The sequence below is a fragment of the Phenylobacterium sp. Root700 genome (genome assembly GCF_001429025.1).
Taxonomy (GTDB): domain Bacteria; phylum Pseudomonadota; class Alphaproteobacteria; order Caulobacterales; family Caulobacteraceae; genus Phenylobacterium.
On sequence record NZ_LMHT01000014.1, the window covers coordinates 144,155 to 151,114 of the forward strand.

General features: G+C 66.7%; 5 protein-coding genes. 2 read left to right on the plus strand and 3 right to left on the minus strand.

From position 1 onward, the window contains the following. Positions 1–8 precede the first annotated feature (8 nt). Complete coding sequence (locus ASE02_RS09530; protein ID WP_056733512.1) at positions 9–1,829, plus strand: NAD(P)/FAD-dependent oxidoreductase; 1,821 nt, start codon at positions 9–11, stop codon at positions 1,827–1,829. Between the two features lie 42 nt (positions 1,830–1,871). Here ASE02_RS09530 and ASE02_RS09535 read toward each other — a convergent pair whose 3' ends face one another. The 3 genes from ASE02_RS09535 to ASE02_RS09545 form a co-directional block, all read right to left on the minus strand. After that, positions 1,872–2,546, minus strand: coding sequence for a TetR/AcrR family transcriptional regulator (locus ASE02_RS09535; RefSeq protein ID WP_056733514.1), 675 nt, complete (start codon positions 2,544–2,546; stop codon positions 1,872–1,874). Positions 2,547–2,654: 108 nt separating this feature from the next. Beyond that, on the minus strand, positions 2,655–4,892 hold the full coding sequence (locus tag ASE02_RS09540) for a TonB-dependent receptor (protein WP_056733516.1): 2,238 nt from the start codon (positions 4,890–4,892) through the stop codon (positions 2,655–2,657). A gap of 252 nt (positions 4,893–5,144) precedes the next feature. Next, a complete protein-coding gene (locus ASE02_RS09545; RefSeq protein WP_056733518.1) occupies positions 5,145–5,858 on the minus strand; it encodes a cytidylyltransferase domain-containing protein in 714 nt (237 codons plus the stop codon). 178 nt (positions 5,859–6,036) lie between these two features. On the opposite strand from ASE02_RS09545, the gene ASE02_RS09550 reads away from it, so the two are divergent. Then, complete coding sequence (locus ASE02_RS09550; RefSeq protein ID WP_056733520.1) at positions 6,037–6,906, plus strand: bifunctional 2-polyprenyl-6-hydroxyphenol methylase/3-demethylubiquinol 3-O-methyltransferase UbiG; 870 nt, start codon at positions 6,037–6,039, stop codon at positions 6,904–6,906. Positions 6,907–6,960: the final 54 nt, after the last annotated feature.

Below are 6,960 nucleotides of genomic sequence, written 5' to 3' on the forward strand. Positions count from 1 at the left end.
AGGAACGCATGGCGGATTCAGCAGACACCATCGAGGCGGCGAGCGGGCTGGGGTTCGACCCGGAGCAGCTGCGCGAGAAGTACCGTATCGAGCGCGACAAGCGCCTGAAGGCCGAGGGCAACGCCCAGTACCAGCAGATCGCAGGCGACTTCGCTCACTACCTGGACGATCCCTATGTCGCGCCGGGCTTCACCCGTGAACCGCTGACCGACGAGGTCGAGGTGGTGGTGATCGGCGGCGGCTTCGGCGGCCTGCTGGCGGCGGCGCGGCTGCGCGAGGCTGGGGTCAGCGACATTCGCGTCATCGAGAAGGGCGGCGATTTCGGCGGCACCTGGTACTGGAACCGTTATCCGGGCGCGGCCTGCGACGTGGAATCCTACGTCTACCTGCCGCTGCTGGAGGAGATCGGTTACATGCCGGTCGAGAAGTATTCCCGCGCGCCGGAGATCCTGGCCCACAGCCGCGCCATCGCCGAGAAATACGACCTCTATTCCAACGCCTGCTTGCAGACCGAAGTCACCGGCATGGCCTGGGACGAGGCGGCCTGCCGCTGGATCATCTCGACCAATCGCGGCGATGCGATGAAGGCCCGCTTCGTCTGCATGGCCAACGGCCCGCTGCATCGTCCCAAGCTGCCCGGCATTCCGGGCGTCGAGACCTTCAAGGGCCACTCCTTTCACACCAGCCGCTGGGACTACGACTACACCGGCGGGACCTCGAGCGGCGGGCTGAGCGGCCTGGCCGGCAAGCGGGTCGGGATCATCGGCACCGGCGCGACCGCCGTGCAGTGCGTGCCCCATGTCGGCGCGGCGGCGGACCAGCTCTATGTCTTCCAGCGCACCCCGTCCTCGATCGATGTCCGCAACAACCGACCGACTGACCCCGAGTGGGTCGGCGAGCTGGCGCCCGGCTGGCAGCAGGCGCGGATGGACAACTTCAACACCCTGGTCTCGGGCGGCTTCGCCAAGGAGGACCTGGTCAATGACGGCTGGACCGACATCATCCGCAACCTGGGCATGATCGCCCGGACCAAGGCGGCGGGCGACGGCGTTCAGGACCCGGCCACCCTGGTCCAGCTCGCCGACTTCCAGAAGATGGAGCAGATCCGCGGCCGGGTGGATCAGGTGGTGGCCGACGAGGCGACCGCCGAGGCGCTGAAGCCCTACTACAACCAGTTCTGCAAGCGCCCCTGCTTCCACGACGAGTATCTCGACACCTTCAACCGTTCGAGCGTCACGCTGGTCGACACCCAGGGGCAGGGCGTGGAGCGCATCACCGAGACCGGGGTCGTGGTCGACGGGGTCGAGTACGAGATCGACTGCCTGATCTACGCCACCGGCTTCGAGGTCGGCACCGAATACGCCCGCCGGGCCGGCTACGAGATCCAAGGCCGGGGCGGCAAGACCCTGACGCAGAAGTGGAGCGAGGGCGTCTCCACCTTCCACGGCATCCATGTCCGTGACTTCCCCAACTGCTTCGTGATGAGCAACAGCCAGTCGGGCTTCACGGTGAACTACCCGCACATGCTCAACGAGCAGGGCAAGCACATCGCCTACATCCTGGCCCACGCCCAGCAGAACGGCGTGACCCTGGTCGAGACCTCGCAGGCCGCCGAGGCCGAGTGGGTCGAGACCATCATCGCCTCGGCCCTGCAGCGGGCGAAGTTCGCCGAGGAGTGCACCCCCGGCTACTACAACAACGAGGGCAAGCCCTCGGCGCTGGCGGCCCGCAACGGTCCCTATGGCAAGGGCTCGATCGCCTTCATCGAACTCCTGGAGGCCTGGCGCGCCGAGGGTGCTCTGCAAGGGCTGGAGCTGAAGAGCGCCTGATCGCGCGGGCGGGCCGCGGGGCGTAGACCCCGCGGCCGCAGCTCAACTTCCCAGCTGATCGGCGTAGTGATCGCGCATTTGGCGTGCGAGCAGTTCGATCGACTTGGTGATTTCGCGCGGATTGCGGTGGAGCGTCGCGTCGACTGAAAGCCCGCGCAGGGCTGCGGCGATGAGCCGGTGCAGATGCAGGCCATCCTTCACCTGCTGCAATCCGGCCTGGCGTCGGTACTCGGCGACCTGTTCGACGGCCTCGGCCTCGATGCGCGCCTGCACCGGCGCGAGCCGCTCGGGCAGTCCGGGCTCGCTCCGCGCGGCGTTCATGATCTCGAAGGACGCCAGGCCAGCGGGCCGGCTGAGCGCGAACCAAGCCGCCTGCGGCAGGGAGAAGAAGCGCTCCACGGGGTCTTTTATACGGCCCAGGCGATCGGCGTAGATGACGATCTCCTCCTCGTAGGCGTCGCGGACGACAGCGACCATCAGGTCGACCTTGGTGGGGAAGTGGTGAAGCATGGCGCCGCGACTGACGCCGGCCTCCTTGAGCACAACCTCGGTGGAGGTTCCGGCATAGCCGTAGTCATTGAGGCAACGGACCGTCGCATCAAAGAGCCGGCGTTTGGTGTCGGCGCTGCGCTCGGCCTGCGGCCGCCGCCTGGGCTTCGAGCCGGGAGTCGCCTGCGCCTTTTCCTTTGTCGACGGCAGGTGATCGGGAAGGGGCATCAGGCGATCCGGAAATGCGGGCGGTGGCCAACCCTAACTCAAGATTCTTCGCGATGTGAGCACCGCAACTCCGATCGCAGACCGGAGTTGCGGGGTGTCACCTCTAGCTTAGAACCTGGCGTCCAGCGAGACGCCGACGACCCGTCGGTAGTCCGGCCCCAGGAACTGGATGTGCGAGGCCGGATCGCCCAGTTGCACGCCCAGCGGATTGGTCGTGATGAAGCCGGGGACCTGTTCGTCGGTCAGGTTGCGGGCATATATCGCCAGGCCATAGCGGCCCTCAGGGCTGCGAACGCCGACGCGCCCGCCGAGCACCAGGTGAGCGCCGGTCGTGGCCTCGGCGTCCGGGAACTGGGTGAAGACGACCGAGGAGCTATAGACCCCGTCCAGCTGCACATAGCCTTCGTAACCGTTTTCCCAGGCGTGAACGTATTCGCCGCTGAACGTCATCTTCCAACGTGGCGTGGCGCTCAGGCGGCGGCCGACGGCGCTCTGACGACCGCCTACGCAGCCTTGGGCCGCCGTCTGGTTGGGCCCGCAAACCGTGAAGAAGCCTTCGCCATAGGTGGCGTCGGTGTAGGCCAGCCCGCCGTTGAGCGACAAGCCGTCGATCGGCCGGCCGAACAGGGTGATTTCGACGCCCTTGGTCGTGAGCTCCGGGGCGTTTCCGTAGATGAACTGCATCGATGCGGGATCGAAGAACTGCGCCTGGAAGTCGCTCACCTGCGTGTGGAACACAGCCAGGTTCAGCGCCAGGCGGTGCTCGAGCAGGTCGGACTTGATCCCGGCTTCGATCTGTTTGGGGATCTCAGGCCGGACGATCAGCGGAACGTTCTGGCTGGCCGCCCCGTCGTTCACCGCGGGGCCCTTGTAGCCGCGGCTGTAGGTCAGATAGCCCATGACGTCCGGCGTCAGATCGTACTGGGCGCCGAGGCGGTAGGAGAAGTCGTTGTCGCTGACCGAGCCCGCGACCGGCAAGATCGATCCGAACGGCGCCAAGGCGCCCGGAGCCAGAAAGCGGTCGGTGTCGGCTGAAATCTCTTCGCGGTTCAGGCGGCCGCCGGCGATCAGGCGGAACGCATCGCCCAGATGCAGCGTGCCTTGGGCGAAGGCCGCATAGCTCTTGGCCTCGACATTGGTGATGCTCACCTGGCCCAGCGTGCGGCCGGTGGGCAGCAGAGCCTGCAGGACGGCGCCCTGTTGCGTGTTGTTCGACGTCTGCCCGCTTCGGAAATAGTAGAGCCCGGCGACATATTCGAACATTTGCCCGGCGGGAGAGACCAGTCGGAACTCCTGGCTGAAGTTAGTGATCCGCCCGCCGCCGAAGTTGGAGTTGAGGAGGTTGACCTGGACGCTGTCGGAGTCGGCCTGGTTGCGGGTGATCAGCCAGCGATTGGCGGTGATCGAGGATAGGGTGTAGCCGCCCAGATCATAGTCGACCTGAGCCGAGGCGCCGTAGCTCTCGAAGGTGCTGTCCGCCGGGCCGTCGAGGCACGCACGGTTGTTGGTGTGGGACGCGACGATGCCGCACTTCGCCAGCTGCTGGGTCAGGAAGCTGCCCGGCGTGGAGTTCGAAATCGCCCACGTGCTGTCTCGCTGGCGGCTCTTGTCGTAGTCGGCGATCAGGTTGATCGACAGGTCGGCGCTCGGCTCCCACCGCAGGCGCGTGCGCACGCCCTTGGCGTCGTTGTCGTTGCGCCGGCCCTTGAAGACGTTCTCGTAGACTTGCGGCAACTGGTCCAGGTGGCCGGAGACCCGCAGCGCCGCGTCGTCGCCCAGCGGCAGATTGACCACTCCCTGCAAGACGCGGCTGTTGCGCGTGCCGATGTCGGCATGGCCCGCGCCCTCGAAGACGCCGAGCACGGGCGACTTGGTGGTGATGTTCAGGACGCCGGCCGAGGTGTTCTTGCCAAAGAGCGTCCCCTGCGGTCCTGCGAGCACCTCGACCCGCGACACGTCGAACAGTTGGACCGGCGACTGGGGATTGACGGCGTTACCGAGCGCCACGTTGTCGACCACGATCCCGACGCTGCCTTCGGCTGAGCGCGAGAAGGTGCGGGTGCCGATGCCGCGCACGGCCATGCCGCCGCTTGGAACCGGCGCCACGCCGAGACCAGGCACGGCGCGCACGAGATCGTCGGTGGAGGTGATGTTCTGCCGCGCCAACTGATCGGCGCCCACCGCCGTGACGCTGGCCGGCACGTCCTGCAGCCGCTCCTCGCGCTTGTTGGCGGTGACGACGATCTCGGTGACCGTTTGCTGGTCGTCCAAGGCGGCGGCCGGAGCGGCGTAGGCCAGGGCCAACAGACTGCAACTGCAGCTGAGGCCGATGATCATTTTCTTCATGAGGTCCCTCCCGTGAGCCCTTCAGGCTTCGGCGGGACATTCGTTCGGTTGCCATTTACAGTCAAGATAGACTGTTTTGAAACCTGGCTCACTCCAGACCGAGAGGTCCTCGGCGTGATGCATACACCTTAGAAGCAGGAAGAATTCGTCGCTGAAGCGGAGCTGCGCGTGAGGCCGGCATGACCGGGCCGACTATTTTCGGTCCAATCCGACTGTTCATAGAGCGCCAGTCTCGGCGGCCGCGCGATCGGACTAGGTCGTCCCCTGAGGTTCCGCGCCCGGCTCGTAGTGGGCGAACGGCAGGGCGCGGATGTCGTCGGAGGTGAAGGCGGGATTGGCCGGGTAGAGCGCGGCGTAGACCCGCTCGACGAAGGCGAAGTCCTCCGGGGTGTCGACGGTCCAGCGCAGGGCGCTGTCGTCGCGGTCCTGCACCAGCTCGCCCTGACTGAAGCGCTGCGGGTTGCGGTAGAGGAACGGGGTGACGTGTTCGCGGTCGTAGGGGGCGGTCGCTTCTCGCCCGGCGATCAGCAGGGCCTGAAGGTTGAAGACCTCGACGTCCAGGCCGCGCGGATAGCTGCGGCGCTGGCCGTTGGTGACATAGTCGGCGCCGAGCCTGTCCTGCAGCCGCACGCAGGCGTCGATCAGCTCGGGATCGGCCAGCGGGCAGTCAGCGGTCAGCCGGACCACCTTGCCCGCCACCCGGAACGCGCGGGTCGCTCCGACATAGCGCGCCAGCACGTCGTGCAGCGAGCCGCGAAACACGTCGACGCCGATCTGCTGGAGGTGCGCGGCGAGGGGGTCGTCGGAGGCGTCGTCGCTGGTGGCGACGATCAGCCGGTCCAGGGTCGAGCACCGGCGCAGCCGTTCGATTTGGCGTTCGACCATCGGCCGTCCCGCCAGCAGCTTCATGACCTTGCCCGGCAGCCGCGTGGAACTCATCCGCGCCTGCAGGATCGCCACCGCCATCGCCTGTCCTCTCGAAAGGGCCAAGGTTAGGAGCAGAGCGTTTAGCCGCTCTTAACCGCACCAGAGCGGCCTTCCGCGGGCTGCCCGGCGCGTCAGCCTTTACGCCGGTTCCCTGCTTGGGCTACGTCCCCCTAGGTCGCCGCGTGTGTCGGGCGACAACCTAGGATCGAGGTTTCCCATGATGCTGTCTGACGACGCTCGCGTGATCGCCGCCATCGAAAAACAGGCCGCCAAGGGGGCCTCGGTCGAGGCGGTGCTGGCCAGCCTGCGCGCTGGCCTGTCGCTCGACGCCTTCGGTCTGCTGATGATCGGGTTGCCGCGGAAAGATCTGCCGGCGCTCTCCAAACTGCTGCCACGCATGGCCGCCGACGAGACGCAGCGCAACTTCACGGGCGACGCCGGGGTGCCGCTGCTGGTGCAGACGGTGAGCTTCGTGCGGGCCCTGGCCTACAACTATGCGGCGCTGCGCAATCGTTCGCTGTCGGGCGCCAGGATCCTGGACTACGGCTGCGGCTACGGTCGCATCACCCGGATGATGTACTACTACGCCGACCCGGCGAAGATCTGGCCGGTCGATCCCTGGGACCTGGCGATCGACCTGTGCCGGGACTCAGGGCTGCTCGGCAATCTGGCTCAGTCCGACTACCTGCCGCAGAGCCTGCCCGCGCCGGAAGGCGGCATCGACGTGATGTTCGCCTTCTCGGTGTTCACCCACACCTCGCGCTCGGCCACCGACGCCGCGCTGGCGGCGATGCGCAAGCACATCGCCGACGATGGATTGCTGGCCATCACCATCCGCTCGCCCGAGTACTGGAGCGCCGACCCGCAATATGCGGCGAACGCGGCGCAGTTGACGAAGCAGCACGCTAAGGACGGCTTCGCCTTCGTGGCCCATCCGCGCAACACCGTGGAGGGCGAGGCGACCTATGGCGACACCTCCATGACCCTGGAGTTCCTGGCCGCCAACTATCCCGACTGGAAGGTCGTCGGAACCGATTGGGCGATGACCGACGTCTATCAGCGCTACGTCTTCCTGCAGCCGGCCTAGGTGGAATCGACATTCAGCGCATCCAGATGAGTGTGGCGGCGAGGTGGATGAAGC

What these genes read in the sequence shown, in the direction of transcription:
- ASE02_RS09540 (WP_056733516.1), bottom strand. Translation starts at nt 4,892, where the DNA reads ATGAAGAAAATGATCATCGGCCTCAGCTGCAGTTGCAGTCTGTTGGCC.
- ASE02_RS09530 (WP_056733512.1), top strand. Translation starts at nt 9, where the DNA reads ATGGCGGATTCAGCAGACACCATCGAGGCGGCGAGCGGGCTGGGGTTC.
- ASE02_RS09545 (WP_056733518.1), bottom strand. Translation starts at nt 5,858, where the DNA reads ATGGCGGTGGCGATCCTGCAGGCGCGGATGAGTTCCACGCGGCTGCCG.
- ASE02_RS09550 (WP_056733520.1), top strand. Translation starts at nt 6,037, where the DNA reads ATGATGCTGTCTGACGACGCTCGCGTGATCGCCGCCATCGAAAAACAG.
- ASE02_RS09535 (WP_056733514.1), bottom strand. Translation starts at nt 2,546, where the DNA reads ATGCCCCTTCCCGATCACCTGCCGTCGACAAAGGAAAAGGCGCAGGCG.